Source organism: Mycobacterium sp. pV006, assembly GCF_041287115.1.
In the GTDB taxonomy this organism is placed as follows: Bacteria; Actinomycetota; Actinomycetes; order Mycobacteriales; family Mycobacteriaceae; genus Mycobacterium.
This window is the reverse complement of the sequence record NZ_JBGGKT010000016.1, coordinates 18033-43828: the sequence shown is the minus strand read 5'-3', so window position 1 is coordinate 43828 and position 25796 is coordinate 18033. Positions and strand designations below refer to the sequence as shown.

The window sequence follows — 25796 nt, the reverse complement described above, 5'->3', positions numbered from 1 at the left end:
CGGCCAGGTCTGGCCACGGCCGTACGGGGTGCGTGCACCCCACGGATCAGCGACCCGCTGCGGCGGGTCGGTGTCACGTTCGGGACTGTTCACCCGACCGCATCCCGTGGCTTGCGGCGAGCTTGACTCATGCGACCCTCCGTTCCTGGGGCAGGCCACGGCTCCGTCAAGAGCACGTAGCGGACGACGGTCGCGTACCCGGCTGGTTCGGCAATACACCTGCCATCTGGCGCTCGCTCGACAGGCGACGTATCGGGACGGGGTTTCTCGGTTATCCCAGCCACGGAAGGAGCAGTGATGACCAGACAAACCCCCGAAATGGCAGAGGCGGGTTCGGCCCGCCGGCGGAGCGCGAGCATCCTGCGGTGGACCGGCGCAGCACTACTGGCCGTGACCGCGGCCGGCTGTGGCGGCGACGACGTGACAGGCTCGTCGAGCAACCGCGGCTCAGGCTCGGAAACCGGAGAGTCCACCGTCGAGAACGCGTTCATCGTCCCGACATTCCTGCCCGGTGAATGCGCCATTCAGGTCGGGAGCGCTGCGAAGATGCGCTTCACCGTCACCAACAACAGTTCCGAGAGCGTCGAGCGACTCGAAGACGTCTCGACCGATGTGGCCGAGGTCGCCGACCTCGAAGCCCCCGTCGAGATCGCCCCACGGTCGACGGTCGCGTTCGGTCAGCCGAGTGCCGAGTCGGTGCAGACCGGGACCGAGCAGCCCGCGCTTGCGCTGCGCGAGTTGCCGCCGGACCTGAAGCCCGGGATGTCGACCGACGTCACGTTCCACTTCGATCGCGCCGGGGAGGTCACCATCCCCGTGCCGCTCGAGGCGTGTCCCACGCAGGAGCGACCCGGCCCCTGAGCCGCGTTCGCCGAACGTGCGCTCAGGGCGGCCGCACGCGCGAAATCCCGCCACACACGCACAGTCGGCGAGCGGCTATCTGCGTCGTCGAGACGCGATCTCGACCCGCACGAAGACGGCGGTCAGCACGGCCAACACCGCGGCCGGCCCGACCAGCCACAACCAGCGTTGGGCCCACCACTGGGCGGTCGGCTCGGCCAGGAGCGTCGCGCCCGTCGCCTCGTAGAGCCACACCACCGTCAGGTAAGCAGTCATGTGCCAGACGAACACCGTCATCGCGACCGCGTTGACGGCGACCACCGGCCGCCACCACCCCGGCCGCCGCAACACCCGCTGCGCAGCCGGTGCGCACAGGGTCACCACACCGAGCTGGAACACCGCGAGCGCCGCGATGACTGCCGTGGTCGGGAACATGTTGGACTCGGGAGCCCCGACGGTGGCCACCATCGATCGCGGGAAGCCCGCCCCGAACGTCAGCGCCACCAACGCACCGAGCCCAGCCGCCGCGACCGCTGCGCGGACAGCCCACGGTCGCGCACTCAGGTCCCAACCGCGCCACGCATACCCGAGTTGGTGGCAGAAGATCCACACCAGCGCCGCGATTCCCCAGTCCGACCAGCCGGTGTCGACGAGCAGCGTGCCCGCGGCGATCAGGACCGCCAGCACCGCCAGCGTGGCGGCGCCGGTGCGTCGATGAAGCCTCGCAGTGAGCGGCACCAGCGCGATCGTCGCCGCGTAGACGGCGAGGAACCACAACGGCACCAGATATCCGGGAAACCACTGCCACATCCAGCGGTGCTCCCCCGGCAGCAGCGCCGCGGCCGCGCCTTCGGCGACGAGCCACACCGCGGCCCACGCGCCCGCCGGGTACAGCAGGCGGCGCAGTCGGTCGGCGACGAACCGGCGGGCTGATCGGGCCCGCTCGTCGGCCGCCAGATTGGCGTAACCGCCGACGACGAAGAACAACGGCATGACCTGCAGCACCCAGGTGGCCGCCCACGCGCCGGGGATCTCGTGAATCGGGTTGGACATCACCAGACTCCTGTCGGGAGTGCGGTAGGTGACCGACAGCGTCCAGTGCCACAGGATCACGACCACGATGCACAGCGCCCGAACGGCATCGACGACGCGGTCGCGCGAATCCGGGGTGGCCGCCACCAAGTGGTCGAGTGCCCGTGCGGGCGCCGACGCGGCACGTCGCCATTCCACCGGCGCCTCCCCGAAAGCAATCAGGCCCGGCGAAAGCCAGGCCTGACAGTGGTGGCAGGTACAGGATTCGAACCTGTGTAGGCGTAAGCCGACGGATTTACAGTCCGCTCCCATTGGCCGCTCGGGCAACCTGCCTGGGTACTGCACGCGCCCGGAGAGCGCGCACAGCAGAATACAACGAGGACCGGCCTCGGGCACAAACGCCCGGGTAGGGGGCGGTGTCGCGGACGTTCTCGACGACGGCCAAGATGGGATGAGCTCCGGACACCCTCCGAGGAAGGAATGACTCCCATGGCGGATTCATCGTTCGACGTCGTCAGCAAGGTCGACCGGCAGGAAGTGGACAACGCGCTGAACCAGGCCGCCAAGGAGCTGGCCACGCGCTTCGACTTCCGCGGCACCGACACCACCATCGCGTGGAAGGGCGAGGAGGCCATCGAGATCGTCTCCTCCACTGAGGAGCGCGTGAAGGCCGCCGTCGACGTGTTCAAAGAGAAACTGGTGCGCCGCGACATCTCCATGAAGGCGTTCGACGCCGGCGACCCGCAGCCGTCCGGCAAGACCTTCAAGGTCAGCGGCAGCCTCAAGCAGGGCATCGACAGCGAGAACGCCAAGAAGATCACCAAGCTGATCCGCGACGAGGGCCCCAAGGGCGTCAAGGCGCAGATCCAGGGCGACGAGATCCGCGTCAGCTCCAAGAAGCGTGACGACCTCCAGGCCGTCATCGCGCTGCTCAAGGGCGCCGACCTCGAGGTCGCGCTGCAGTTCGTCAACTACCGCTGAATCAGCTCCGGGGTGATGTCGACCGCGCCTTCGGCGCCGTGGTCACCGGTGTTGCCGCACTCGCCGTAGAACTGCAGCGACCCGTAGCCGGGGTCCATCGCGCGCGGCCCGACGGTGGCGGTCACTCCGTCGCGGTGCAGCGCCGTGCCGTGCACGACCTGACCGTCCGGGGCGCCGCTGGCCCAGCCCTGCGCGGTCAGCGCCTCGCGGATCTGCGCGTACACCGGATCCGGGTCGGCGGGCAGCCGGAACGTCACCTCGACGCGGCCCTGGAACGGCGGTTCGCCCTGGTCGTTGCACGACCCGAAGGAGAACCCGCCCGTCACGTCGTCGAGCGGCACGGCCTGCACGACCGCTCTGGCCGGTTCGACGACCTGCGCGCGCGCCTGTTCGTCGGACAGCGCCTTCTCCGGGGCGTCGAACGGATTCTCTTGTGCGGGACCGGATTCAGACATACCACAACCTCCGAGGGCGGTAACGACGAGTAGCGGGGCCAGCAAGCGGGTGATCATCACGAGGGCGTCCTAGATCGGGTTGTCGTGGATGTGGTCGGTGGTGACCGACCGGTTGGGGCGCGCGACCTCCGGGTCGAGCACGGCGGGGCCGATGGGGATGTCCGTGTGCGGCAACGGGATATCGCCGAACGGTGTCGGGATGCGGTCGGGTGTGCTCAGCGTGGGCGGGACGCGCTCCCCGGCGAGCATGCCCAGATCTCCCAGCGCATCTCCGTGCCCGGAGGAGATGGCAGCCATGCTGTAGAGCGACTCGCTGCCCATCGTGTAGTAGAACGAGTGATCGTTGAAGTCGAGCAGATCACCGCCGGGCACCTCGGATTTGAACCGGACACCGCCGAAAGACTCTGCCGCCGCGTCGGTTCCGAGACCGATACCGGTCCCCAGCTCGCTGCCCAGCGGCCCGTTGAGAATGTCGGCGGCCACGTCGCTGGCACCGAGCCAGCCGACCGGGTCGGTTGAGGCGTTGCCGACGTAGACCTGCCCGCCCTGCAGGTTGAAGTCCGCTGCGCTCTGCGCGAGATCCGTTCCGGGGCAGCCGATCAAGACTGCGTTGGTGGCCTGCATTCCGCTGCCGGCGAACGCGTCGGCCACGGTGGTGGATCCATACGAGTGGCCCAGCACCGTGATGTTCGGGGTCTCGGCTCCGGTGTGTGTGACATGCAGGCTGTTCACGTCGCCGGCCAGTAGGTCTCCCCCGGCGCGCGCCAACATCGGGTTGGCGATGCGCGGATCGGTGAAACTGTCGGGGGCGTCGTAGCCCATCCACATCATCACGGCGTTCTGTTTGGTGGGATCAGCCTTGTTCATCTGGTCCAGCAGGTTCAGACCGTCATTGCGGCCGCTGTTGAGCCAGCTCGACGACAGACTGCTGCCGGTGCCCGGCACGATGACCGCGATGTTGTCGGCGGTGTCGGGATTGCCGATCGCGATCGCCGCGGTGCCCTCGCCGCCGTAGGCCAGCGGGTCGTAACCGAACAGGTATGTCGGGCGGGGCCGGTTCGGGTTGTCGCCGCGGCTCTGATGTTCCAGTCCCGCTTTGGCTTTCAGCGCGTTCTGGTATGCCGTGACGTCGGCTGCGGTCAGGCCGTACCGCTCGGGGGACGCGGTGACCTGCTCGGCACTGACGCCGTTACTGGCCGCGGCGCCGTCGACGCGCGCGATGTCGCGTTCCATCGAGGTGCGGTTGATCTCGTCGCGGGCCTGCACGGGCATCCCGTCGAGGTTGCCCAGCTCACGTGGCGCAAGCTCGGTCAACCGCTCACGTTCACTGTCGGACAGCGAGTTCCACCACTGGTGCACCTCCTCGCTCGAGGCTCCCGGGGGCGGCAGCTCCGGTGCCGGGGCGCCGGGCGGCGGCGTCGTCGGCGGCGCTCCCCCGATCGCGGTGCGGACGGCACCGGCTGTGGAGGCGTCGATGTCGGCGAACAGTCGCAGGAGCCGCTGGATGATCGCCGTGAAGCCGGATTCGAACCGCTTGAGGATCGGCGGGAACATCGGGGCCGTGGCGCGCCCGTCGTCGGCGACCGTCCACCCGGCGGCCTCCAGCGTCGACACCAAGCCCAGCAGTCCGCTGCGCGTCATGGCCAGCTGCGCACCGCCGGTCGACAACGCCGACTGCGCCGCGACGAGCCGTGCGCGTAGCTGCGCCTGGGCGGTCAGGTCCCGTTCGGCGCGGGCGATGGCGGCGTCCGACGCCGCGCCCTGCCACGCGGCCCGCATCTGCGTCAGCGCCTGCCGTTGAGCGGCCATCACCGCGTCGAGCTCACCGACGGCCGTGCCGAGGCGCGCCGCGGCAGCCGTCAGCGCCTGCGGGTCGGTGGCAGACACCGCCGACAGCGTGACCGACACCGACGACCCCCTCAGCAAATTCGCGTCCCATTATGCCGTGTGGGCCGCCCCGGTGGGCGCATCAGTTCGGCGACGCCGACCAAATCGGCCCTCACCGGGGGTCGGTCGACCTAATGTGATCTTCCATGGCGGCACCAAGGAAACGCGAACCCAAAGTGGTGGTCCTCGGAGGCGGGTCGTGGGGCACCACCGTCGCCTCGATCTGCGCGCGGCGCGGCCCGACCCTGCAGTGGGTGCGGTCAGAAGACACCGCACGCGACATCAACGAGAACCACCGGAACTCGAAATACCTTGGCGACCAGGTGGAGTTGGCGCAAACGTTGCGCGCCACGACCGACTTCACCGAGGCGGCCGAGTGCGCGGACGTCATCGTCATGGGGGTGCCGTCCCACGGGTTCCGTGGGGTGCTCACCGAGCTCGCCGCGCACCTGCGACCGTGGGTCCCGGTGGTGTCCTTGGTGAAAGGGCTGGAGCAGGGCACCAACTACCGCATGAGCCAGATCGTCAACGAGGTGTTGCCGGGCCATCCCGCGGGGATCCTGGCCGGACCCAACATCGCCCGCGAGGTCGCCGAGGGTTACGCGGCGGCCGCGGTGCTGGCCATGCCGGACCAGAGTCTGGCCGCCAACCTGGCACAGCTGTTCCGCACCAAGCGGTTCCGCACCTACACCACCGACGACGTGATCGGCGTCGAGATGGCCGGCGCCCTGAAGAACGTCTACGCCATCGCCGTGGGCATGGGGTATTCGCTGGGCATCGGCGAGAACACCCGCGCCATGGTGATGGCGCGGGCGGTGGCCGAGATGTCGAAACTCGGTGTGGCGATGGGTGGCAACCGCGACACCTTCGCGGGGCTGGCGGGCATGGGCGATCTGATCGTCACCTGCACGTCGCAGCGCAGCCGCAACCGGCACGTCGGTGAGCAACTGGGACAGGGCAAGACGATCCCGGAGATCATCTCGGCGATGAACCAGGTGGCCGAGGGCGTCAAGGCCGCCAGCGTGATCATGGAGTTCGCCGAGAAGTGCGGCATCTCCATGCCGATCGCCCGCGAGGTCGACGGCGTGGTCAACCACGGGTCCACGGTGGAGCAGGCCTACCGCGGTCTCGTGGCCGAGAAGCCCGGCCACGAGGTGCACGGATCCGGGTTCTGACCCGTCAGTTGAAGTACGGGTTGGTGCCCTCCGGGCGCGCCAGCAGCGGATTCTCCTGGTTGATCACCCAGGTGGCGGCGGGGGTGATGACGAAGCCGGCCTGGTTGCGGCTGTCCACACAGGACGTGGTGGCCCCGTCGGTGCCGCAGCTGACCGTGCCGAAGCTCAGGCGGGTGTTGGCCGGCAGCGCGTTGACCGCACCGTCGTACATGCGCGCCGGGGCCGACGCGAAGCCGGGCACCCCGCCGGTGACGCCGCTGACCAGGTTGGCGCCGTGCGGCGCACCGGGCAGCGGGCCGTTGCAGCCGTAGCTTCCGGAGCGCTGCATCATGCACAGCAGCTCACCGACGGTGAACGCGTACGCGGAGCCCTCGTAGATCGCGTAGTCCTTGGGGCTGACCGGCGGGTAGGCGTTGACGTTGGGCGCCGGCGGTGGTGGGGGCGGCGGCTCCGGCTGCGCGGAAGCGCCGGGTACGCACAGCGCACCGGCCGCTGCGACAGACGCGGCACTGGTCAGGAGTCGGCTCAGCACGCTCACAGCCTATGTGTCGCCGGCCGGGTCGGCAGTGTTTCATTTCCCGCCCAGATTGCATGCAGCGCGACCAAGACCGTACTTGACGCGCGTGGAATGCGATTTCGGCGGAATCTGGGTCAGTAGAGGTGGCGGCCGCCTCCGCCGCCGGCCATCGCCTCCAGCCGGGCGATGCGGTCGGCGATGGGCGGGTGCGTGGAGAACAGCTGCCCGATCTTCTCGCCGGAACGGAACGGGTTGGCGATCATCAGGTGGGCCTGGTCGGCCAGCTGCGGCTCCGGGGGCAGCGGCGCCCGCTCCACGCCCGCGCTGATCTTGCGCAGCGCACTGGCCAACGCCAGCGGATCGCCGGTCAGTTCGGCACCGGACTGGTCGGCCTGATACTCGCGCGACCGCGACACCGCCATCCGGATGACCGTCGCCGCGATCGGGCCTAGCAGCGAAACCAGAAGGATCGCAAACGGATTCGTGCCGCCTTCCCGGTTCCCGCCGAACATGCTGGCGAAGAACGCCAGGTTGGCCAGCGCGGTGATCACCGACGCCATGGCGCCGGCCACACACGAGATCAGGATGTCGCGGTTGTAGACGTGGCTGAGCTCGTGGCCGAGCACCGCGCGCAGCTCACGTTCGTTGAGCAGCTGCAGGATGCCGGTGGTGCAGCACACCGCGGCGTTGCGGGGGTTGCGGCCGGTGGCGAACGCATTGGGCGCGGCGGTGTCGCTGATGTAGAGCCGCGGCATGGGCTGACGCGCGGTGGTCGCCAACTCCCGCACGATGCGGTACATCGCCGGGGCCTGCATCTCGGTGACCGGCTGGGCATGCATGGCCCGAAGCGCCAGTTTGTCGCTGTTGAAGTAGACGTAGGCGTTCATGCCGATGGCGAACAGCACCGCCAGGAACATGATGTTGCGTCCGAACAGGGCGCCCACCCCGACGATCAGACCCGAGAACACCGCCAGCAGCAGAAACGTCTTGGCCCGGTTCGCGTGGGGATGCCAGGTCATCGCGGCTTGCCTCCTTCGAGAGTCGTTGCCTGCTTAACGCTCGTACGGGCCCCGCGGGTTCCGCGCGTCAGCCGTCGCGATGGATGGTGTAGCTCACCAGCGCGGCCAGCGCGTCGCGGCCCGGCCCGGCGGGCAGCTGGGCCAGTTCCTGCTCGGCCTGGCGCGCATACTCGGCGACGGTCTCCTTGGCCTTGCGGATGCCGTCGGACGCGCGCAGCAGGCGCAGCGCCTCGGCGAGTTCGTCGTCGTCCTCGATCGGTTTGGCCAGCAGCTGACGCAGCCGGTCGGAGTCAGGTCCGGTGTCGCGCAGCGCGTAGAGCACCGGCAGGGTGTGCACGCCCTCGCGCAGGTCGGTACCCGGCACCTTGCCGGATTCGTCGGGGTCGCTGTCGATGTCGATGATGTCGTCGGCGATCTGGAATGCGGTCCCGACGATGGCGCCGACGCGGCTGAGCCGCTCGATCTGTTCCTCGTCGGCGCCGGAGAACGTCGCCCCGAACCGGCCGGACGCCGCGATCAGACAGGCCGTCTTCTCGTAGACCACCTTCAGGTAGTGCTCGACGGAGTCGACGTTCTCGGCGGCGCCGCGCGTCTCGCGCATCTGCCCGGTGACCAGCAGCGCGAAGGTATCGGCGATGATGCGCACCGCGTCCGGGCCGAGTCGGCTGACCAGCCGTGATGCGGTCGCGAACAGGTAGTCGCCGGCCAGGATCGCGATGTTGTTGCCCCAGCGGGCGTTGGCGCTCGGGGCGCCGCGGCGCATCTGCGCCTCGTCCATGACGTCGTCGTGATACAGCGTGGCCAGGTGCACGAGCTCGATCACGGCGCCGGCGACGGTGACCTGCCAAGCGTCGGGTTCGGGGCCCAGCTGCGCGGACAGCACCGTGAACAACGGGCGGAACCGCTTGCCGCCGGCTTCGAACAGGTGCTGAACGGCCTCGGCCATCAGGACGTCGGCCTTGCCCAGTTCGTCGGCCATGAGCTTCTCGATGCGGGCGACGCCGTCGCGGACGTCTTGGGCGAACTCGGCGTCCCCGAAGTCCACACCTGCCACCACGTTCGCCGGCGTCCTCACACTGCCAACATACTGGGAGACATGACAGCGAGCGCTGATGTGGTCGTCGTCGGGGCCGGACCGGCCGGTTCGGCGGCGGCGGCCTGGGCGGCCCGCGCCGGGCACGACGTGCTGGTGATCGACTCTGCCGAATTCCCCCGGGACAAGGCCTGCGGTGACGGGTTGACGCCGCGTGCGGTCGCCGAGATGCGGCGGATGGGGCTCGGACCCTGGCTGGCCGGACGCGTCTCGCATCACGGTCTGCGGATGTCGGGGTTCGGCGCCGACGTCGAGGTGCCGTGGCCCGGACGGTCGTTCCCGCCGTGCAGCAGCGCGGTGCCGCGCACCGAACTCGACGACCGCATCCGGATGGTCGCCGTCGACGACGGCGCCAAGATGAAGCTCGGCGTCAAGGCCGTCGACACCGAGCGCGACGCGTCGGGCCGGGTGACGGCGGTCGTGCTCGACTCCGGTGAGGTGGTCCGCTGCGCGCACCTGATCGTCGCCGACGGGGCCCGCTCCACCCTGGGCCGGGCGCTGGGCCGGCAGTGGCACAAGGAGACCGTCTACGGGGTGGCGATCCGCGGCTACATCGCCACCCCGCGCCACGACGAACCTTGGATCACCTCGCATCTGGAGCTGCGCTCGCCGGCGGGCGAGATCCTGCCCGGCTACGGCTGGATCTTCCCGCTGGGCAACGGGGAGGTGAACATCGGCGTCGGTGCGCTGGCCACGGTGAAACGGCCCGCCGACGCGGGACTGCGCCCGCTGCTGAACTACTACACCGGGCTGCGCCGCGCCGAGTGGGGTTTCGACGGCGACCCGCGCGCGGCGCTCTCGGCGCTGCTGCCGATGGGCGGCGCGGTGTCCGGGGTCGCCGGACCGAACTGGATGCTGATCGGCGACGCGGCGGCGTGTGTGAACCCGCTCAACGGCGAGGGCATCGACTACGGGCTCGAGACCGGGCGGTTGGCCGCCGAACTGTTGGGGTCGGGCTCCTATGAGCACGCGTGGCCGGCGGTGCTGCACGAGCATTACGCGCGCGGGTTCTCGGTGGCACGGCGGCTGGCGCTGTTGCTGACGTTCCCGCGGTTCCTGCCGGTGGCGGGTCCGGTGGCCATGCGGTCGTCTTTCCTGATGACGATCGCAGTGCGGGTGATGGGCAATTTCGTCACCGAGGAGGACGAGGACGCGGTGGCGCGGGTGTGGCGCGGCGCCGGCCGGCTTTCCCGCCGCATCGACGAGCGCCGCCCGTTCACATGACGGTCCCCTCGTTGTGGCGAGAGCGCGTGTCTGCGGGCCGCCGCGCCGCTTCTGGCCGACATTTGCGCGCGCTCGGCGGGCCGTGAACGTCTACCGCGCGCCGTTGCGGTCGCGCAGCGACGACGTCGACCCGGCCTTGACGCTGCGGCGCGCACTCGCTCTGGGGTTGTGCGGATTCGGCGAGCGCGGCCACGGACCGCAGTTGGAGCGCCGCGTCGAGCGCTTCGCCGAGGTGCCCGAGGGATCGTTGGTGTGGACGCGCGACCCCGACGGTTGGTATCGGCTGGGCCGCTTGCAGGGCGCCTACTTCTACGACGCCGACGGTGAGAGCGTCGATCTGGTGCACGTACGGCCATGCCGGTGGCTCGACACACCGATACCCGAATCACGTTGTCCTGCAGCGGTGGTCAAGACGTTCGGCAGGGGCGGACGGAACTTTCAGCAGATCCACGACGCGCAGGTCAGCGATGCCTCGGAAACGCTGTGGACCGAACTCAGCGACTGAGTCATATACGAAGATTATTTCACGTGTTACTTTTAGTGAAATGATCTACGGCGGGCTGCGGTCCCGGACCCGCGGTGCGCAGACAGGAGGCATCGGTGAACGACGCCCTCGTGGTGCCGGTATGGGGGTGGGCCGTCGTGATGGCGGCCATCGTGATCATGCTTGCGGTGGACCTCTTCCTGCACCGTGACAACCACGTCATCGAGTTCCGGGAGGCGGCAGTCTGGTCGACGATCTGGATCGTCGCGGGCCTGGGTTTCGGGCTGGTGTTGTGGTGGGTCTACGGCGGCGAGGTGGCCGGGACGTACTACGCGGGCTACCTGATCGAGAAGGCGCTGTCCGTCGACAACGTCTTCGTCTTCGCGCTGATCTTCACCTACTTCGCCGTACCTGACCGGTATCAGCACAAGGTGCTGTTCTGGGGCGTCATCGGAGCGCTCCTGATGCGTCTGGTCTTCATCTTCCTCGGCGTCGAACTGCTGGAGGCCTTCTTCTGGACGGCGTATCTGTTCGGCGCCTTCCTGATCTACACCGCGTACAAGATGGCCTTCAAGCACGACCAGGAGATGGACCCCGACCGCAACCTGCTCGTCCGTCTCGTGCGGAGAATCGTCCCCACCGATGCCGGTTACCACGGCGACCGGCTGTTCATCCGCGTCGACGGCAAACGGGTGGCGACGTTGTTGTTCGTGGCGCTGGTGGCCGTCGAGGCCAGCGACCTCGTGTTCGCCATCGACTCGGTTGCCGCGGTCCTGGCGATCACGACGAGCACCTTCATCGTCTGGACCGCCAACGCCTTTGCGGTCCTCGGGCTGCGAAGTCTGTACTTCTGTCTGTCAGGGCTGCTGCGGCGATTCGTCTATCTGCATTACGGGCTGGCGTTCCTGTTGTTCTTCGCCGGAGCGAAGCTCATCCTGTCGGAGACGCCCGTCGGCAAATTGCCGATCCCGGTGACACTTTCGGTCATCCTGTTGACCTTGACCGTCTCGATCGCCGTCAGCATCTTCTCGACCCGTGGGACACGCCGCACGACCGGCGCCGCCCGAACCAGCGAAACGTAATACGTGAATCGCAAAGTATGATCGGTGCCGCCATGGTCGCCGCACAACAGAAGGACACGCCCGCACGAACGAGGCGCAGGGCCGCGCGTTCGGCGAAAGTCGCTGCCGCCGAGGAGCGCGACGACACTGGCGCTTCGGCTCGAGGCTGGACGTTCTTGACCAACCACGCGCACACCCTGCTGTGTCTGGCGAAGGGTGAATCCCTGACCGCCCGCGAGCTGAGCCTGCGCATCGGCATCACCGAACGCTCGGTACAGGCGGTCCTGGCCGACCTGACCGCAGGCGGTTACCTGGAGAAGTCGAAGGTCGGCCGGCGCAATGTGTACACGGTCAACCCTGAGGGCCGGCTGCGGCATCCGCTGGAAGCGGCGCACACCGTGGGCGATCTGATCGCAGCGCTGAGCTGATTGCGCGCTTTCGCAGGCCGCCAGCGCGCGCAAAATGCCGACCCGAAGCGGCGCGTCGAGAGACAGACACGCGAGCTCGCCAAAACAAGGGTCAGGGTTTGGTGGCGGCGTGCAGGGCCACGATGCCGCCGGTGAGGTTGCGCCAGCGCACGTCGCTCCAGCCGGCCGCCTCGATCCGCGCGGCGAGCTGACGCTGATCGGGCCACGCCCGGATCGACTCTGCCAGATACACATAGGCGTCGGGGTTCGACGACACCGCGCGCGCCATCCGCGGCAGCGCCCGCATCAGGTACTCCTTGTAGACGGTCGCGAACAGCCCGTTGGTCGGGGTGGAGAACTCGCACACCACCAGCCGACCGCCCGGCCGCGTCACCCGCGCCATCTCGCGCAAACCCGCGCTGTGGTCGACGACGTTGCGCAACCCGAAGCTGATCGTGACCGCGTCGAACGCCTCGTCGGCGAACGGCAGCTTCGTCGCGTCGCCGGCCACTTTCGGCACGTCGCGCGCTGCGCCGGCGCGCAGCATGCCGACCGAGAAGTCCGCGGCCACGCACGACGCACCCGAACTGGCCAGTTCGACGGTGGACACCGCAGTGCCGGCGGCCAGGTCGAGCACCCGGTCGCCGGGACCGATCCGCAACGCCTGCCGGGTCGCCCGCCGCCAGAACCGGTCCTGCCCGAGCGAGAGCACGGTGTTGGTCAGGTCGTAACGACGCGCCACCCCGTCGAACATCGACGCGACCTCGTGGGGGTCTTTTTCCAGCGACGCGCGATTCACGTTGCCGACGCTACCTGTGCGGCCGGGAATAAGGTGTCCGCGGCACCGCCTTGTGCAACCTATGAGTGCAAAAGTCTGGTTCATCACCGGTGCGTCGCGCGGCTTCGGGCGCGAATGGGCGATCGCCGCGCTCGAGCGCGGTGACAAGGTCGCCGCCACCGCCCGTGACACCGCCACCCTCGACGACCTCGTCGCCCGCTTCGGTGACGCGCTGTTGCCGATCCGTCTCGACGTCACCGACCGGGACGCCGACTTCGCCGCGGTCGCCCGGGCGCACGAGCATTTCGGTCGCCTCGACATCGTCGTCAACAACGCCGGTTACGGGCACTTCGGGTTCATCGAGGAGATCACCGAGGAAGAGGCCCGCGCGCAGTTCGAAACCAACGTGTTCGGCGCGCTGTGGATCACCCAGGCCGCGCTGCCCTACCTGCGTGCCCAGCGCAGCGGGCACATCGTGCAGGTGTCGTCGATCGGCGGCATCACCGCGTTCCAGAACGTCGGCATCTATCACGCCTCGAAGTGGGCGCTGGAAGGTTTCTCGCAGTCGCTGGCCCAGGAGGTCGCGTCGTTCGGGATCCACGTCACGCTGATCGAACCGGGCGGGTTCTCCACCGACTGGGCCGGTTCGTCGTCCCGCCGGTCGACGCCACTGCCCGACTACCGCGAGGTGCACGAGGAAGCCGAGCGGATCCGCAGCCAACGGGTCGCCAAGCCCGGCGACCCCAAGGCGTCGGCGCGCGCGATCCTGAAGGTCGTCGACGCGCCTGAACCGCCGCTGCGGGTGTTCTTCGGAGAGCTGCCGCTGCAACTGGCCAAGGCCGACTACGAGCAGCGGCTGGCGACGTGGGAGCAGTGGCAGCCGGTCGCCGTGGAGGCGCAGGGCTGAGTCACCGCAACCGTAGTTCGACGAGCGGCAGTTCGGTGCCCGGCGGTGCGACGCGTCCACCCAATGTGTCGGCCAGCACCTCGCTCAGGGTGTTCCAGGCTCGGGGATTCTGCGTGATGTAGTCCTGCAGCAGCCGATCGGACTCATCGCCCGGTAGGCGACGCGCGGTGGCCGGCACCCGACGTCGCCCGGCCACCGACACGTGCACCGACGGCTGCGCCAGCACGTTGCGGAACCACTGCGCACGTTCACCGAACCCGGAGGCCACAACGTAGACGTCCGGAGTGGGCTGTGCGATGACCTCGAGCACGACATGGCGCAGGAGCCCGGATTTCCGCCCGACGTGCTCCAGCATCAACAGCCGCGACCCGAACATGCAGCCGAGCCCCGCCCGGTACACCCAGATCGGCGCGCGCATCAGCACCCGTGTGCCCAGCGCGCGCCGGGTGACGGCGACCACTGCGTTGCGCATGCGCCCCTCTCCGATTCGGCGACACCTCCGTGGTACCGCGAGGGTCCGCGTGCGGCAACCGTCAGGCGGCGCGACGCCGGCGTCGGCCCACGACGTCCTCGTAGTGGCCCAGCAGTTCGTCGCAGATGACCGGCCAGGTGCGGCCGAGCACGCTGCGCCGGGCGGCCACCGAATAGCGGGGGCGTTCGGCGATCAGATGCGCCACCGCGGCCGGCAGCCGCAGCTCGAACTCCGGCACCGGCAGCAGCACTCCGGTGTGCATCGGGACCACCAGATCCCGGGGCCCGCCGGCGTCGGGAGCGACGACGGGCACACCCGAGGCCATCGCCTCCTGCACGGTCTGGCAGAAGGTTTCGTGCTCACCGGAGTGGACGAAGACGTCCATCCCGGCGTAGGCGCGCGCCAGCTCGGCCCCGTACAGCGCGCCGGTGAAAACCGCTGAGGGAAGCCGCTTTTCGAGTGCGTGCCGGTCGACTCCGTCGCCGACGACCACGAGTTGCACGTCGTCGCCGAGTGCTGCCAGCCGTTCGACGTGCTTTTCCGGGGCCAGCCGTCCGACGAACCCGACGATCGGTTTGCCGTGCGGGGACCAGGTGCGCCGCAACCGGTCGTCGCGCGCCGAGGGGACGAAACCGGTGACGTCGACTCCGCGGGCCCACCGGTGCACCCGCCTCACCCCGTGGTCGGCCAGGTCCTGCATCGCCGACGTCGACGGGGCCAGCGTGCGGTCGGCGTGGTTGTGCAGCCGCCGCGTCCATGCCCACGCGGCGCGGGACAGCGCCGGGACTCCGTAGCTCTGCGCGAAACCCGCCACGTCGGTCTGGAACACCGCGACGGTGGGGACGCCGAGGCGGCGCGCCGCGTGCACCCCGCCCCAGCCCAGGAGCGCCGGCGACGCCAGGTGCACGACGTCGGCGTCGAACCCGCGCAGCACGCCGACCATCCGCGGCCACGGGATGCCCAGCGGCAGCGACGTGACCTTGGGAAACATGCGCGCCGGGACCCGGTGGACGCGGATCCCGTCGTGCACCCGATCGGCCGGCCGATGTCCGGGCGGGGTGTCCGGGGCGATGACCATCACCTCGTGGCCGGTGCGGCGCAGGTGCTCGATGACCCGCAGCACCGAGTTGGTGACGCCGTTGACGTTCGGGAGGAAGGACTCTGCGACGATTGCGACGCGCACACCGCGACGGTGACATCACGACTTGTCCGGAAGGTGACCGCCAGGAAGATGCGGCGGGAATTGTGCGAGAGGATGAGTGCATGCGTTCGTTCCGCCTGCTCGCCGTGGTCGCGGTGCTGGCGCTGCTGATCGGGTCGGTCGGCTGCAGCCGGCAGGTGGTCGGCGCGGCCGTGCCGCCGGCGATCGCGGCACCCCTGGCGCTCTCGGAGGACGGCTTCGGCGTGGTCGCCGGCTTCGACACCGCGCCCGCCAAGATCGAGATCTACACCGAGCCGCAGTGCCGGCACTGCGCCGACCTGCAGCAGGACTTCGGCGACGACCTGGCCCACTACATCGCCATCGGGGCCCTGCAGGTCACCTATCGGCCGCTGACCTTCATGGACGCCGACTATCAGGGGTACTCCGCGACGGTGGCCAACGCGATGTTCGTCGCGGCCGAACCCGTCGGCGCGCTCACCGCTTCGGGCACCCAGTTCCAGCGGTTCGTCCGCGAACTGTGGAGCAACCAGGATTCCGGTGGCCGGCCGTTCAGCGGTGACGAGTTGCGCGACATGGCGCTGGCCGCCGGGGTCCCCGAGCCCGTCGCGGCGCAGGTGGCCTCAGGGTCGGTCGGCATCGACGTCGTGGACATGGACGACACCAACTACACGTTCCTGTTCGAGGTCGATCCGGACCAGACCGGCACCCCCACGGTGTTCGATCTGCAGAACGAGCAGAAGCTCGACGTCTACGACGACAACTGGCTCGACGATCTCGTCGCGTCCTGAGGGACGTCGATCCGACGCTGGATCAGCGCGGTGCCCGCCAATGCGGCTCCGGCTATGATCCAGCCGACCACTGCGATGGATCCCGCGGGGATGATCGCCAGCGAAGCATCACGGTCACGCACGCGGACCAGATCGGGATCGTTGACGTCGTACTCGACGTAGATGCGCATCCCGTTCTCCAGCTCCGAGGGATACAGCACGCCGAGTTCGGGCCGGTAGGTGATCCGGTCGGAGGTGACGAACTCGATGGTCGACCGGCGCGGACCCGCGTCGAGCACGTTGGCCTCGGCGACCCCCATGTTGCGTTCGATCTGACGGTCGTTGCGCCACGCCCCCAGCACCAGCAGCACCGACTGCAACGTCACCAGACACGCCGCCACGACGATCCCGATGCGCACGCGCCGCAGGATCCGGCCACGACGGGTCTCCCCCGGTTCGCCGTACAGATGCGGAATCACGATCTGCCACAGCGCCTTCAGACGCTCGACGAGTTGCGTCACAGGTTGGCCCTGATCGAGGCGTGCAGCGCACGCAACGACGACCGGTCGGCCTTGACCTCCAACACCCGCATGCCGTCGTGCGGTTCGTCGAGCGCGTCGGCGAGCTGCGCGGCCTCGATCTGGCGACTGTCCACGTGATAGGCGCGGCACAGCGCGCCGACGTCGACGTCGTGCGGGGTGCCGAAGATGCGCGACGACACGTCGGAGAACCGCGGGTCCCCCTGCTCGAGCAGCTCGAAGATGCCGCCGCCGTTGTCGTTGGACACCACGATGGTCAGCCGCCGCGGCATCGGCTCGGTCGGGCCGATCAGCAGGCCGGAGCTGTCGTGGACGAAGGTCAGGTCCCCGATCAGCGCCACGGTGCGCCCGCCGTTGCGTTCGTGGGCCAGCGCCGCGCCGATCGCGGTCGACACCGTGCCGTCGATGCCGGCGACTCCGCGGTTGGACCGCACCTTGACCTCGGTGGCGTCGAAGCCGACCAGCGCGATGTCACGCACCGGGTTCGACGCACCGAGCACCAGCTGGTCACCCGGACGCAGCGCATCGGCGACCGCGGCGGCCACGTGCAGGCCCGTCGTCAACGGGTGCGCGGCCAGCTGTCCACGCACCGCCTCCACGGCGTGGCGGTGCACGTCGGCGCAGCGGCATAGCCACGCCGCGGCCGGTTCCCCCGAGGTGACCGCGCGGGTGCCGGTGGCCTGCGAGTTGCCCGACACGTCGGGCCAGCGCGGCCCGGTGGTCAACGCGTACACCGGGACCGACGAATCGGCCAGCAGCGCCGACACCGGCCGGTGCAGGGTGGGCCGGCCCAGCATGATGACCTGCTTGGGCCGAATCAGCCGCAGCGCCAACGGATGCAACGGGTTACGCGGTTGCGGTGCGGTGGGTTCGGCGACGGTGGGCAGGTGCGCGAGGTTGGGGTGTTCGCCCGCGCCGTGCCCGGCGATGACGACGGTGTCCGGGGTGAGGTCGATGTCCAGCGGCTGGTCGAACGTCACCGGCGGGGTGTGGGTCCAGGACCGGCCGTCCGGGCGGCCCTCGGGGGCATACGGCACGGCGGGTTCGTCGGCGTCGGGCACCAGGGGCTCGCGCAGCGGGATGTCGAACTGCACCGGTCCGGCGTTGGCGGTGCGAGATCCGGTGGCCGCCACCAGCACTCGACAGGTGGCGCTGCGCCACTGGGCGTTGAGCGCGTCCATGTCCGCTGCCGCCCTGGACGGTTCGGGGGCCAGCCCGAGGCTGATGTTGGCCCGCACCTGCGTGCCGAAGTAGCCGAGCTGCTCGAAGGTCTGATTGGCCCCGGTGCCCAACAGTTCGTAAGGCCGGTTGGCCGACAACACGATCAGCGGTACCCGCGCATAGTTGGCTTCCACCACCGCGGGCCCGAGGTTGGCCACCGCCGTACCCGAGGTCATGGCCACGCACACCGGGGCTCGTTCGGCGACGGCCAGTCCGATGGCCAGGAAGCCGGCGGTGCGTTCGTCGATGCGCACGTGCAGGCGCAGCCGGCCCGCGCGGTCGGCGTCGTGCAGCGCGAACGCCAACGGCGCGTTGCGCGAGCCCGGGCACAGCACAACGTCGCGGACGCCGCCGCGGATCAGTTCGTCGACGACCACCCGGGCCTGCGCCGTCGAGGGATTCACCATTACAGGGTATCGGCGAAGAAATTGAGGATCGCGGTGTTGACGGCCTCGGGCTTCTCGATAAATCCGAGGTGCCCGGTGTCGGGGATCTCCACGAAGCGGGCGTTGGGCATCGCGTTGGCGACCTCGCGGCCGAGATAGGACGGCAGCAACACGTCGTCCTCGAAGCCGATCACCAGGGTCGGGGTCTGGATGTGCTGGTATGCCGGCAGCCGGCTTTCCTGCGGCGAGATCGCCATCTGGGCGCGCAGACCGGGGGTGAGCTTCTGCGGCCACATGGTGAACATCTCGATCCAGTCGCGCACCGCGTTGTCGTCGTTCAACGTCTTCGGCGAAAAGCTCTCCAGCAGACGGATTTTGGCGTCGTATTCGGTCGGCAGCTCCACCCCGGATTCATGCAGCGCGCGCTCGGCCTGACCGAAGAAGGTGCGGGTGCGGTCGTGGCGTCCGCGGGTGGCCATCAGCACCGCCGAGCGCACCAGCTCGGGCCGCGCCACCATCAGTTCCTGCGCGATGAAGGACCCCATCGACACCCCGACGACGCGTACCGGCGCGAGGTCGAGCTTCTCGATCAGGCCGACGACGTCGCCGACCACGGTCTCGGTGGTCAGGGTCTCCGCGTTCTCGGTGGCACCGACGCCGCGGTTGTCGAACGTCACACAGCGGTACCCGGCACGAAGGAACACCGGAACCTGGTGCAGATGCCAGGTCCGGCCGGCGCCGCCGCGACCCGCGATGAACAGCACCGGCTCCCCCGAGCCGCGGTCGTCATAAGCCAGATTCACCCCGCCGAGGCTACTGCCTAGTGATTTCGGCGTGGTTATCGACGCTGAGCAGCGAAAATCACGCCGAAATCGCGGGGGACGGAACCGGAGGGCGCCCGCGTGCGTCCGATAAGACATGCTCGCGGCGCTTTTGCGAAATCACGACGGAGTCATCACGTTGGCGCAGGCCCGGTCGGCGGGTCTCAGCCACGGCGCGGTGCAGCGCCGCGTCCGATCCGGCCACTGGGTGCGATATGCGCGTGGTGTGTACTTCGTCGACGACCGTCCGTTCACCGACGCCGCACGCATCCGAGCTGCGGTGTGGAGCTACGGCCCGCACGCCGCCGGAAGCGGACTGACCGCGGCCTGGTGGCACGGCCTGACCAGGTTCGCCCCGGACGAGGTCGAGATGACGGTCCCGCGCGACAGCAACGGTCGCAGACGCGACGGCTGCCGGCCGCGCCGGCGGGATCTTGCGAAGGCCGACCTCACCGAGATCAGGGGCATGTGGGTGACGAACCTGGCGCTGACCGTCGTCGAAGCCAGCGCCCGACGGGGTGGCGGAGCCAGACTGCTCGACTGGGCGCTCCAGAACGGAGTCGATCTGTCGGCGCTCTGGGCGGCCCATCTCCGCCACACCGGCAGATACGGGTCGCCTCGGTCCCGGCTGCTACTCCAGGCCGCGGACAGCGGCGCCCGATCGGCAGCCGAACGGCTCCTCCACACTCTGTTGCGCGGCGCCCGGTTGCGCGGATGGCAGGCGGACTATCGGGTGGGCGGCTACCGCGTGGACGTCGCGTTCCCCGACGCCAAGGTCGCCATCGAGGTCGACGGGTTCGCGTTCCACAGCGGTGCCGAGGAGTTCCAGATCGACCGGGTGCGTCAGAACGACATCGTGGTGCAGAAATGGCAGGTACTGCGCTTCACCTGGCTGGACCTCACCGAGTACCCCGAGCGCGTCATCGCGGTCATTCGCGCCGCGATTTCGGCGTGATTGTCGACGCTGAGCGACGCCCAGCACGCCGAAGTCGCTGGAGGGCGGCGTCCCACAGCAGGCCGGTCGAGGCCGCCAGGGCGGCCGGCTTGACCAGCTCGCGGCCCATCAGCGCGGTCGCGGACGCCTTGGTCGACGCCGAAGCCTTGGACATGTGCCCGCTGTCGAACGGCGGCTGGGGGTCGTACTCCATCGACAGCTGGATAGCCTTGGCCTTGGCTTCGCCGCCGATCTGGCCGGCCAGCCACAGCCCCAGGTCGATGCCTGCCGACACACCGGCGCAGGTGACGGTCTTGTCGTCGGCGCGCACGATGCGTTCGTCGTCGACGGGGGTGACACCAAAGGTGCGCAGGAACGGCAGCGCGGCCCAGTGCGAGGTGGCGCGTTTGCCGTCGAGCAGGCCGGCCGCGGCCAGGATCATCGACCCCGAGCACACCGACGCGGTCCACGTCGTGGATTCGTGGGCACCGCGCACCCAGTCGAGCACTTTCTGGTCGCGGGCGTGCTCCATCGAGGAGAAGCCGCCCGGGATCAGCAGCACGTCCGGGGCCGGGGTTTCGTCGAAGCTGTGGGTGGCGCCGACGAGCAGCACCGCCGAATCGGCGGCGACCGGTCCCGGCTCGTGCCACACGAACCGGATCTCGGCTCCGGGAAGGTAGCGCAGTGACTCGTAGGGGCCGATGAAGTCCAGCGCGGTGAAGCCGGGATAGAGCATGATGGCGATCTGCATGACGGGTCTCCTCAGGCGAAGGTCTTGCGGTACTGGTCGGGCGATATGCCGAGACGGCGGATGAAGGTGCGGCGCAACGTTTCTGCAGTGCCGAGACCGCAGCGGGCGGCGATCACGGGCATGGTGTCGTCGGTCTCCTCGAGCTGACGGCGGGCCGCCTCGGTGCGAATGCGTTCGACATACGCGCCGGGCGCTTCGCCCACCTCGTCGGTGAACACCCGGGTGAAGTGGCGCGGGCTCATCGCGGCGCGCCCGGCCAGCTCGGCGACGCTGTGCGACCCGCCGGGGTCGGCCTCGATCGCCTCCTGCGCATCACGCACCGGGGTGCGTCGAGCGCGCGGCATCCACACCGGCGCGGCGAACTGGGTCTGTCCGCCGGGCCGCCGTAGGTACATCACCAGATAGCGGGCGACGGTCTGCGCGGCGTCGGTGCCGTGGTCGTCCTCGACCAGCGCCAGCGCGAGATCCAGGCCGGCGGTGACGCCTGCGGCGGTCCACACTTTCGCCGAGCTGCGCACGAAGATCGGGTCGGGGTCGACGGTCACGGCCGGGAACTCGGCGGCCAGTTGCGCCGCGTAGGCCCAGTGTGTGGTGGCGATGCAGCCGTCGAGCAGTCCGGCCTGCGCGGCGAGCACCGCGCCGGTGCAGACGCTGACCACGCGGCGGGCGGTCCCCGCCACCGCGGAGATCCAGCTGATCAGCTCGTCGTCGTGGCGCGCCGCGTGGGTGCCGACGCCGCCCGGGATGACGACGGTGTCGACCGGCTGGGTGGGGTCGGGTAGCGGCTCGGCGACCAGCGTCAGCCCGGTGCCGGTGCTGACCGGAGCGCCGCCCGACGAGACCACGCGGACGTCGTAACCATCGCCGCCGGTCGCGGCCGCGAACGCCGACGCGCCGGTGAACACCTCGAACGGTCCGACCATGTCGAGCGCCTGCACACCGGCGAACCCGACGATCAGCACCGTGCGCACCATGAATCCAGTGTCGAGCCCGACCAGCCTTGTCGTCTAGGCCACGCATCCCACAGATCAGGACAACTCGACTCCGTCCCGCGTGGGTACAGTTCGGTTTCGGGGCCCGTCGCGGGTACCCCTGCTGCAGAGACAGCTCGGCAGCGTGACGGTCGGCGGCTCCGACGCCGTGCAGGCACGATGCCTCAGACCCCGGAAGGTTGCGATCGATGGGCTCCGCCACCCGCCTCGAACGATGGGAGTCGCACAGCGAATGGGCGCTGGCCGCGGTCGCCTTCGCGTTTCTGATCGTCTACTCGGTGCAGGTGCTCGCCCAGCCCTCCGGTGCAACGAATGCCCTCCTCAATACGGCGATGACGGCGCTCTACGTCACCTTCGTCGTCGACTACGTCGTCCGGCTCACGCTCGCCCCCCAGCGCGTCCGGTGGTTCTTCCGGCATCTGCTCGATTTGGCGATCGTCGTTCTCCCCTTCCTGCGTCCCCTGCGACTGCTGCGGTTGGTGGTACTGGTGAAGGTGCTGCACCGCGCCGGTGGCGACGCGATCCGCGGCCGCGTCGTGATGTACACCGCGGCCAGCGCGACGTTGCTGGTCTACGTCGCGTCGCTGGCAATGCTGGAAACCGAGCGCCACGCCGCCGACGCCAGCATCACCAACTTCGGCGAAGCGGTGTGGTGGTCGATCGTCACCGTCACCACCGTCGGTTACGGCGACGCGTATCCGGTCACCGTCACCGGCCGGGTCATCGCCGTGCTGCTGATGATCGGCGGAATCAGCCTCATCGGTGTCATCACCGCGACCGTCGCATCGTGGATCGTCGAGCGCGTGTCCGAAGAGGACTCCGCCAACCGTGCGGCCACCGCCGCCCAGATCGACGAGCTGCGCGACGAGATCCGGCATCTGTCCCGGCAGCTGCGCACCCACGAGAGTCCGCGCACACTCACCCGCGACCACAGCCGCCACCCCGGCCATGACGACGCTCCGAGCGAGACGCGTCGCCAGGCGTGGTCCAACCGCTGAGGACGGGCCCGGCACCCGCCGTCGCTGCCCTGCGGTCGCGAAAACTCCCCGGTGCACTACGGTAGAACCGCGGTGTGGGTGCGGCGGGAGTCGCCCGTCCCCCGCCCTGCGGGGAACGGCGCAGCAACGACTTCGCCCCCGAAAACCGCGGACGTCGTGCGCATTTCCTCATGAGTGACGGATCAGCGCACGCGTGACCACTTTTTCCGAGAGCGTGCGCACGGCAACGGAAAAAGAAAGGTCTCATGACTTCCACGACCACCCGGGACAACGCTGAACTGCGGTTGCGTGAACAGAGTTACGGCGATAATCCGCTCGCTGATCGCGACACCGATCTCTACCGTGGCGAGTACGTGATGAGCTTCGTGGAAAAGTGGGACGAACTGATCGACTGGGACGCGCGCGCCCAGTCCGAGGGCCGTTTCTTCATCGACGTGCTGCGCGCGCGGGACAAGAAGAGTGTGGTCGACGTCGCGACCGGAACGGGCTTTCATTCGGTGCGCCTCACCGAGGCGGGCTTCGACGTGACGAGCGCGGACGGGTCGGCCGCAATGCTGGCCAAGGCGTTCGAGAACGGCAAGAAGCGTGGGCTGATCCTCAAGAGCGTCCAAGCCGACTGGCGACAGTTGAACAAGAGCATTCAGGGCAAGTACGACGCCATCATCTGCCTGGGCAACTCGTTCACCCACCTGCACGACGAACAGGACCGCCGCCGTGCGCTGGCCGAGTTCTACGCCGCGTTGCGCCACGACGGCATCCTGATTCTGGATCAGCGCAACTACGACGAGATGCTCGACCACGGCTTCTCGTCCAAGCACAAGTACTACTACTGCGGGGAGCAGGTCACCGCGGAACCCGAACATGTCGATGACGGCCTCGCCCGGTTCAAGTACACCTTCCCGGACGGGTCGGAGTACACGCTCAACATGTTCCCGTTGCGCAAGAACTATGTGCGACGGTTGATCCGGGAGGCCGGCTTCGAGCGGGTCCGCACCTACGGCGACTTCCAGGAGACCTACCAGGAGAACGAGCCGGACTTCTTCGTCCATGTCGCCGAGAAGTCGGTGGACGATGACGACGCCGGCACGGTCACCGAGGCCGCCGAGGCCTACTACGACAGCGACGACGCGGACAACTTCTACTCGTTGATCTGGGGCGGGGAGGACATCCACGTCGGGTGTTACGAGGACACCACCGACATCGGCGCGGCCGGCGTCGAGACCGTGGACCGGATGGCCGGCCTACTGTCGAATCTGGACGCCGGGGCGACGGTGATCGATCTGGGCGCCGGCTACGGCGGATCGGCGCGGCGCCTGGCGAGCATGCATGGGTGCACGGTCACATGCGTCAACATCTCCGACACCCAGAACGACACCAACCGGGCCAAGAACCGCCAGGCCGGCTTGGAACGCCGGATCCAGGTCGTGCACGGCAGTTTCGACGATGTCCCGATGCCACCGGCCTGCGCCGACATCATCTGGTCCCAGGACGCGTTCCTGCACGCCGCCGACCGCCGCAAGGTGATCGAGGAAGCGTTCCGACTGCTCAAGCCCGGTGGTGAACTGGTGTTCACCGATCCCATGCAGACCGACGACGTGCCCGACGGCGTGCTGCAGCCGGTGTACGACCGGCTCAACCTTCGCGACCTGGGCTCGATGCGGTTCTACCGGGAGGCCGCGCAGGCCATCGGATTCGAGGTGCTCGACCAGATCGACCTGGTGCACAACCTGCGAACCCATTACGACCGGGTGCGTCAGGAACTGGAGTCACGGCGCGGCGAGCTCGAGCAGAAGTCCTCGCCCGAGTATCTCGACAAAATGGTTCTGGGGCTGCGCAATTGGGTCGACGCCGCCGACCAGGGCCACCTTGCCTGGGGAATTCAGCGGTTCCGCAAGCCTTCCTGAGCCGTCACCAGCGGCCAGCACCGCCGGATGCGGTCGATCCACCATTGTCGCCGCGCCGGGGTGGCGGCCAGCGCGGCCAGGCGCGCCGGATCCGGGGTCACGGTGGCCACGGGCAGATAGCCGTCGACCGGCGTCCGCGGGTCGGCGACGTCCTCGACGAACAAGCTGCCGGTGCCCAGGCCGCAGGCGTGGTCGAGCACCGGCAGCGCCGCGGCGGCGACCAGCCCGGTGCCGATGCCCACCGCCGAATCCAGCGCACTGGACACCACGATCGGGATGTCGATCGCCGCGGCGATCTCGAGCATCGCGGCCACCCCGCCCAGCGGCGCGACCTTGAGCACCGCGACGTCGGCCGCGCCGCTGCGCACCACATACAGCGGATCGGAGGCCTTGCGGATGCTCTCGTCCGCGGCCACCGGAACGTCGATTCGGTCGCGCAGCTCGGCCAGCTCGGCAACGGTGCGGCACGGCTGTTCGAGGTACTCCAGGGCGCCGTCGGCGGTCAACGCGTGAGCGGCGGCGACGGCCTCGTCGACGGACCAGCCGCCGTTGGCATCCACCCGCACCGTCGGCACCAGCTCCCGTACGGCGTTGACCCGCGCGACGTCGTCGGCCAGCGACTGGCCGGGCTCGGCCACCTTGACCTTGGCGGTGCGCACGCCCGGATAGCGGGCCACGATCTCGGCCACCTCGGCGGCCGGCACCGCCGGGACGGTGGCGTTGACCGGGATGCGGTCTCGGCGCAGGTGCGGCGGTGGCTGATAGGCGGCCGCGATCCCGGAGGCCAGCCAGTGCGCCGCCTCGGCGGGCAGATACTCGACGAAGGCGCCGAACTCTCCCCACCCGTGCGGCCCGTCGATCAACGCCACCTCGCGGACGGTGATGCCGCGGAAGCGCACCCGCATCGGCAACGACACCACGTGCAGGCGGTCGAGGACGTCGGACAGTGGCACGGCGTGAGCCTTCACCGTGCCGAGCCTACGGAAGAC

The 25796-nt window shown here is 69.2% G+C and carries 27 protein-coding genes, 1 tRNA gene and 1 pseudogene; 13 read left to right on the top strand and 16 right to left on the bottom strand.

The window, feature by feature from the left end; all coding sequences use genetic code 11:
• The first annotated feature begins 297 nt into the window (after window positions 1-297).
• A complete protein-coding gene (locus ACAG25_RS20875) occupies window positions 298-861 on the top strand; it encodes a hypothetical protein (RefSeq protein ID WP_370490387.1) in 564 nt (187 codons plus the stop codon).
• Window positions 862-936: 75 nt separating this feature from the next.
• On the opposite strand, the gene ACAG25_RS20870 is transcribed toward ACAG25_RS20875, so the two are convergent.
• Both ACAG25_RS20870 and ACAG25_RS20865 read right to left on the bottom strand, forming a co-directional pair.
• Entirely contained in the window at window positions 937-2070 is a 1134-nt protein-coding gene (locus ACAG25_RS20870) for an acyltransferase (RefSeq protein ID WP_370490386.1), read from the bottom strand.
• A 49-nt stretch (window positions 2071-2119) separates the two neighbouring features.
• Window positions 2120-2205, bottom strand: a tRNA-Tyr gene (locus ACAG25_RS20865).
• Between the two features lie 156 nt (window positions 2206-2361).
• Here ACAG25_RS20865 and ACAG25_RS20860 point away from each other — a divergent pair.
• Window positions 2362-2853, top strand: a complete 492-nt coding sequence (locus ACAG25_RS20860; RefSeq protein WP_370490385.1) for a YajQ family cyclic di-GMP-binding protein — start codon at window positions 2362-2364, stop codon at window positions 2851-2853.
• On the opposite strand, the gene ACAG25_RS20855 is transcribed toward ACAG25_RS20860, so the two are convergent.
• Both ACAG25_RS20855 and ACAG25_RS20850 read right to left on the bottom strand, forming a co-directional pair.
• Complete coding sequence (locus ACAG25_RS20855) at window positions 2844-3308, bottom strand: hypothetical protein (protein WP_370490384.1); 465 nt, start codon at window positions 3306-3308, stop codon at window positions 2844-2846. The two genes, ACAG25_RS20860 and ACAG25_RS20855, sit on opposite strands and share 10 nt — an antisense overlap.
• 69 nt (window positions 3309-3377) lie before the next feature.
• Window positions 3378-5195, bottom strand: coding sequence for an alpha/beta hydrolase (locus ACAG25_RS20850; RefSeq protein ID WP_370490383.1), 1818 nt, complete (start codon window positions 5193-5195; stop codon window positions 3378-3380).
• A gap of 146 nt (window positions 5196-5341) precedes the next feature.
• Here ACAG25_RS20850 and ACAG25_RS20845 point away from each other — a divergent pair, with 146 nt between their 5' ends.
• The gene (locus tag ACAG25_RS20845) at window positions 5342-6370 is read left to right on the top strand and encodes an NAD(P)H-dependent glycerol-3-phosphate dehydrogenase (protein ID WP_370490382.1); all 1029 of its coding nucleotides are present in this window, start codon (window positions 5342-5344) and stop codon (window positions 6368-6370) included.
• 4 nt (window positions 6371-6374) lie between these two features.
• Here ACAG25_RS20845 and ACAG25_RS20840 read toward each other — a convergent pair whose 3' ends face one another.
• The 3 genes from ACAG25_RS20840 to grcC1 all read right to left on the bottom strand — a co-directional run bounded on the left by ACAG25_RS20840 (window position 6375) and on the right by grcC1 (window position 8981).
• Window positions 6375-6908, bottom strand: coding sequence for a hypothetical protein (locus ACAG25_RS20840; protein WP_370490381.1), 534 nt, complete (start codon window positions 6906-6908; stop codon window positions 6375-6377).
• Between the two features lie 113 nt (window positions 6909-7021).
• A complete protein-coding gene (htpX, locus tag ACAG25_RS20835; protein ID WP_370490380.1) occupies window positions 7022-7906 on the bottom strand; it encodes a zinc metalloprotease HtpX in 885 nt (294 codons plus the stop codon).
• A gap of 67 nt (window positions 7907-7973) precedes the next feature.
• A complete protein-coding gene (grcC1, locus tag ACAG25_RS20830) occupies window positions 7974-8981 on the bottom strand; it encodes a nonaprenyl/(2E,6E)-farnesyl/geranylgeranyl diphosphat synthase (protein WP_370490379.1) in 1008 nt (335 codons plus the stop codon).
• A gap of 21 nt (window positions 8982-9002) precedes the next feature.
• Here grcC1 and menJ point away from each other — a divergent pair, with 21 nt between their 5' ends.
• The 4 genes from menJ (at window position 9003) to ACAG25_RS20810 (ending at window position 12196) form a co-directional block, all read left to right on the top strand.
• Window positions 9003-10223 (top strand): menaquinone reductase, encoded by a 1221-nt coding sequence (menJ, locus tag ACAG25_RS20825; protein ID WP_370490378.1) that lies wholly within the window; start codon window positions 9003-9005, stop codon window positions 10221-10223.
• An 82-nt stretch (window positions 10224-10305) separates the two neighbouring features.
• Window positions 10306-10728: a GAF domain-containing protein gene (locus ACAG25_RS20820; RefSeq protein WP_370490377.1), complete on the top strand. Its 423-nt coding sequence runs from the start codon at window positions 10306-10308 to the stop codon at window positions 10726-10728.
• 95 nt (window positions 10729-10823) lie between these two features.
• Entirely contained in the window at window positions 10824-11789 is a 966-nt protein-coding gene (locus tag ACAG25_RS20815) for a TerC family protein (protein WP_370490376.1), read from the top strand.
• A 17-nt stretch (window positions 11790-11806) separates the two neighbouring features.
• The gene (locus tag ACAG25_RS20810) at window positions 11807-12196 is read left to right on the top strand and encodes a helix-turn-helix transcriptional regulator (protein WP_370490375.1); all 390 of its coding nucleotides are present in this window, start codon (window positions 11807-11809) and stop codon (window positions 12194-12196) included.
• 91 nt (window positions 12197-12287) lie between these two features.
• On the opposite strand, the gene ACAG25_RS20805 is transcribed toward ACAG25_RS20810, so the two are convergent.
• On the bottom strand, window positions 12288-12974 hold the full coding sequence (locus ACAG25_RS20805) for a demethylmenaquinone methyltransferase (RefSeq protein WP_370490374.1): 687 nt from the start codon (window positions 12972-12974) through the stop codon (window positions 12288-12290).
• 61 nt (window positions 12975-13035) lie between these two features.
• Between ACAG25_RS20805 and ACAG25_RS20800 the strand changes: the two genes are divergently transcribed.
• Window positions 13036-13860, top strand: coding sequence for an SDR family oxidoreductase (locus ACAG25_RS20800; RefSeq protein ID WP_370490373.1), 825 nt, complete (start codon window positions 13036-13038; stop codon window positions 13858-13860).
• 1 nt (window position 13861) lies between these two features.
• Here the strand turns inward: ACAG25_RS20800 and ACAG25_RS20795 are convergent, their stop codons facing one another.
• Both ACAG25_RS20795 and ACAG25_RS20790 read right to left on the bottom strand, forming a co-directional pair.
• The gene (locus ACAG25_RS20795; protein ID WP_370490372.1) at window positions 13862-14332 is read right to left on the bottom strand and encodes a nitroreductase family deazaflavin-dependent oxidoreductase; all 471 of its coding nucleotides are present in this window, start codon (window positions 14330-14332) and stop codon (window positions 13862-13864) included.
• Between the two features lie 61 nt (window positions 14333-14393).
• The gene (locus ACAG25_RS20790) at window positions 14394-15515 is read right to left on the bottom strand and encodes a glycosyltransferase family 4 protein (protein WP_370490371.1); all 1122 of its coding nucleotides are present in this window, start codon (window positions 15513-15515) and stop codon (window positions 14394-14396) included.
• An 80-nt stretch (window positions 15516-15595) separates the two neighbouring features.
• Here ACAG25_RS20790 and ACAG25_RS20785 point away from each other — a divergent pair, with 80 nt between their 5' ends.
• Complete coding sequence (locus tag ACAG25_RS20785) at window positions 15596-16282, top strand: DsbA family protein (RefSeq protein WP_370490370.1); 687 nt, start codon at window positions 15596-15598, stop codon at window positions 16280-16282.
• Here the strand turns inward: ACAG25_RS20785 and ACAG25_RS20780 are convergent.
• The 3 genes from ACAG25_RS20780 to ACAG25_RS20770 are packed head-to-tail and all read right to left on the bottom strand — an operon-like array spanning window position 16243 to window position 19210.
• A complete protein-coding gene (locus tag ACAG25_RS20780) occupies window positions 16243-16782 on the bottom strand; it encodes a DUF3592 domain-containing protein (protein ID WP_370490369.1) in 540 nt (179 codons plus the stop codon). The two genes, ACAG25_RS20785 and ACAG25_RS20780, sit on opposite strands and share 40 nt — an antisense overlap.
• Window positions 16779-18425, bottom strand: coding sequence for a 2-succinyl-5-enolpyruvyl-6-hydroxy-3-cyclohexene-1-carboxylic-acid synthase (gene menD, locus ACAG25_RS20775; protein WP_370490368.1), 1647 nt, complete (start codon window positions 18423-18425; stop codon window positions 16779-16781). The genes ACAG25_RS20780 and menD overlap by 4 nt, the downstream gene beginning before the upstream one ends.
• 2 nt (window positions 18426-18427) lie before the next feature.
• A complete protein-coding gene (locus ACAG25_RS20770; protein ID WP_370490367.1) occupies window positions 18428-19210 on the bottom strand; it encodes an alpha/beta fold hydrolase in 783 nt (260 codons plus the stop codon).
• Window positions 19211-19325: 115 nt separating this feature from the next.
• Between ACAG25_RS20770 and ACAG25_RS20765 the strand changes: the two genes are divergently transcribed.
• Entirely contained in the window at window positions 19326-20183 is an 858-nt protein-coding gene (locus ACAG25_RS20765) for a type IV toxin-antitoxin system AbiEi family antitoxin domain-containing protein (RefSeq protein ID WP_370490366.1), read from the top strand.
• Here the strand turns inward: ACAG25_RS20765 and ACAG25_RS20760 are convergent.
• Complete coding sequence (locus ACAG25_RS20760) at window positions 20158-20913, bottom strand: DJ-1/PfpI family protein (protein ID WP_370490365.1); 756 nt, start codon at window positions 20911-20913, stop codon at window positions 20158-20160. The two genes, ACAG25_RS20765 and ACAG25_RS20760, sit on opposite strands and share 26 nt — an antisense overlap.
• An 11-nt stretch (window positions 20914-20924) precedes the next feature.
• Window positions 20925-21887 (bottom strand): GlxA family transcriptional regulator, encoded by a 963-nt coding sequence (locus ACAG25_RS20755; protein WP_370490364.1) that lies wholly within the window; start codon window positions 21885-21887, stop codon window positions 20925-20927.
• A gap of 206 nt (window positions 21888-22093) precedes the next feature.
• On the opposite strand from ACAG25_RS20755, the gene ACAG25_RS20750 reads away from it, so the two are divergent.
• The 3 genes and pseudogenes from ACAG25_RS20750 to ACAG25_RS20740 all read left to right on the top strand — a co-directional run bounded on the left by ACAG25_RS20750 (window position 22094) and on the right by ACAG25_RS20740 (window position 24807).
• Window positions 22094-22903, top strand: a complete 810-nt coding sequence (locus ACAG25_RS20750; protein WP_370490363.1) for a potassium channel family protein — start codon at window positions 22094-22096, stop codon at window positions 22901-22903.
• A 245-nt stretch (window positions 22904-23148) separates the two neighbouring features.
• Window positions 23149-23874: pseudogene (locus tag ACAG25_RS20745) on the top strand (class I SAM-dependent methyltransferase); the annotation flags it as partial.
• Entirely contained in the window at window positions 23854-24807 is a 954-nt protein-coding gene (locus tag ACAG25_RS20740; protein WP_370490436.1) for a cyclopropane-fatty-acyl-phospholipid synthase family protein, read from the top strand. The pseudogene ACAG25_RS20745 and the gene ACAG25_RS20740, both read left to right, overlap by 21 nt.
• Here ACAG25_RS20740 and ACAG25_RS20735 read toward each other — a convergent pair.
• On the bottom strand, window positions 24783-25775 hold the full coding sequence (locus tag ACAG25_RS20735; protein ID WP_370490362.1) for an o-succinylbenzoate synthase: 993 nt from the start codon (window positions 25773-25775) through the stop codon (window positions 24783-24785). The two genes, ACAG25_RS20740 and ACAG25_RS20735, sit on opposite strands and share 25 nt — an antisense overlap.
• Window positions 25776-25796 lie beyond the last annotated feature (21 nt).

What these genes read in the sequence shown, in the direction of transcription:
- ACAG25_RS20875 (WP_370490387.1), top strand. Translation starts at nt 298, where the DNA reads ATGACCAGACAAACCCCCGAAATGGCAGAGGCGGGTTCGGCCCGCCGG.
- ACAG25_RS20810 (WP_370490375.1), top strand. Translation starts at nt 11,807, where the DNA reads ATGATCGGTGCCGCCATGGTCGCCGCACAACAGAAGGACACGCCCGCA.
- ACAG25_RS20755 (WP_370490364.1), bottom strand. Translation starts at nt 21,887, where the DNA reads ATGGTGCGCACGGTGCTGATCGTCGGGTTCGCCGGTGTGCAGGCGCTC.
- ACAG25_RS20750 (WP_370490363.1), top strand. Translation starts at nt 22,094, where the DNA reads ATGGGCTCCGCCACCCGCCTCGAACGATGGGAGTCGCACAGCGAATGG.
- ACAG25_RS20860 (WP_370490385.1), top strand. Translation starts at nt 2,362, where the DNA reads ATGGCGGATTCATCGTTCGACGTCGTCAGCAAGGTCGACCGGCAGGAA.
- ACAG25_RS20765 (WP_370490366.1), top strand. Translation starts at nt 19,326, where the DNA reads ATGCTCGCGGCGCTTTTGCGAAATCACGACGGAGTCATCACGTTGGCG.
- ACAG25_RS20795 (WP_370490372.1), bottom strand. Translation starts at nt 14,332, where the DNA reads ATGCGCAACGCAGTGGTCGCCGTCACCCGGCGCGCGCTGGGCACACGG.
- ACAG25_RS20845 (WP_370490382.1), top strand. Translation starts at nt 5,342, where the DNA reads ATGGCGGCACCAAGGAAACGCGAACCCAAAGTGGTGGTCCTCGGAGGC.
- htpX (WP_370490380.1), bottom strand. Translation starts at nt 7,906, where the DNA reads ATGACCTGGCATCCCCACGCGAACCGGGCCAAGACGTTTCTGCTGCTG.
- ACAG25_RS20800 (WP_370490373.1), top strand. Translation starts at nt 13,036, where the DNA reads ATGAGTGCAAAAGTCTGGTTCATCACCGGTGCGTCGCGCGGCTTCGGG.
- ACAG25_RS20785 (WP_370490370.1), top strand. Translation starts at nt 15,596, where the DNA reads ATGCGTTCGTTCCGCCTGCTCGCCGTGGTCGCGGTGCTGGCGCTGCTG.
- ACAG25_RS20855 (WP_370490384.1), bottom strand. Translation starts at nt 3,308, where the DNA reads ATGTCTGAATCCGGTCCCGCACAAGAGAATCCGTTCGACGCCCCGGAG.
- menJ (WP_370490378.1), top strand. Translation starts at nt 9,003, where the DNA reads ATGACAGCGAGCGCTGATGTGGTCGTCGTCGGGGCCGGACCGGCCGGT.
- ACAG25_RS20760 (WP_370490365.1), bottom strand. Translation starts at nt 20,913, where the DNA reads ATGCAGATCGCCATCATGCTCTATCCCGGCTTCACCGCGCTGGACTTC.